At 51.2% G+C, this 1,234-nt stretch carries 1 protein-coding gene and 1 pseudogene; both read left to right on the forward strand.

Going from position 1 to position 1,234, the window contains the following annotated elements; genetic code table 11:
- The coding region (gene allC, locus ACWHAR_RS22040; RefSeq protein ID WP_452087833.1) for an allantoate deiminase at window positions 1–1,054 on the forward strand (1,054 nt) is incomplete at its 5' end.
- Between the two features lie 16 nt (window positions 1,055–1,070).
- Window positions 1,071–1,234, forward strand: a pseudogene (locus ACWHAR_RS22045) (alanine--glyoxylate aminotransferase family protein); the annotation flags it as partial.

Raw genomic sequence — 1,234 nt, forward strand, 5'->3', positions numbered from 1 at the left:
TGGCAATGTGTTTGGAAGGCTTTCGGGCACCCAGTCTCCGGATGAAGTCATTGTAACCGGTTCACATATCGATACTGTCATCAATGGGGGAAAATACGACGGCGCCTATGGTGTTCTGGCGGCAATGCTTGCGATAAAGCGGCTCAAAGAGACATATGGAGCGCCGAAAAAAACACTCGAAGCGGTATCCTTATGTGAGGAGGAGGGCAGCCGTTTTCCAATGACCTATTGGGGATCAGGGAATTTAACGGGTGTTTTTTCATTACAGGATGGAGCAGAGCCAAGAGACGAATCAGGAGTCTCGCTGCAACATGCGATGCATGAGAACGGTTTTGGCAAAGGTGTGTTTCAGGCAGCATATCGGACAGATATTAGCGCTTTTGTTGAGCTCCATATTGAACAGGGACAGACATTGGAAATGTCAGGACGGGACCTCGGGATTGTGACAAGCATTGCGGGGCAGAGGCGCTATCTCGTCACGCTGGAGGGGGAATGCAATCACGCGGGAACTACCTCCATGAAATGGCGCAAGGACCCGCTCGCAGCCAGCAGCCGTATCATTCATGAGCTGTTGCTGCGGTCGGAGGAGCTGCCGGATGAGCTCCGTCTGACATGCGGAAAAATAACGGCAGAGCCCAATGTAGCCAATGTCATACCGGGCCGCGTCCAGTTTTCAATCGATATTCGCCATCAGCATCAGCATGTGCTGGAGCAGTTTCATCAAGACATGGTTGCTTTGATCAACGGCATTTGCCTACAAAAAGGAATTCGCGCCGTGATTGATGAATATATGCGGATAGAGCCTGTGCCGATGGACGAAAGGCTGAAGGCTGCGGCTTTTGAAACAGCATTAGAAAACGGCTTCAGCTGTGAGGAAATGGTGAGCGGAGCAGGGCATGACGCGCAAATGATCGGAAGGCGCTATCCTGCTTGTATGCTGTTTGTGCCGAGCCGAGGCGGCGTCAGCCACTCACCGAAGGAATATACGTCAGCCAGACAGCTTGAGATCGGCGTCCGCGCACTGACTGATTTATTATATAAACTCGCTTACTGATAAAGGAGGAATGGCTGTGTCAGGCAGAAGAGAATTATGCACCCCGTTAAGAACGATTATGACGCCAGGGCCTGTTGAGGTTGATCCGCGTGTATTAAGAGTAATGAGCACCCCGGTTGTCGGCCAATTTGATCCGGCGTTTACAGGTATTATGAATGAAACGATGGAGATGCTTCGGGA

It is taken from the genome of Bacillus sp. LR--39 (assembly GCF_053613335.1).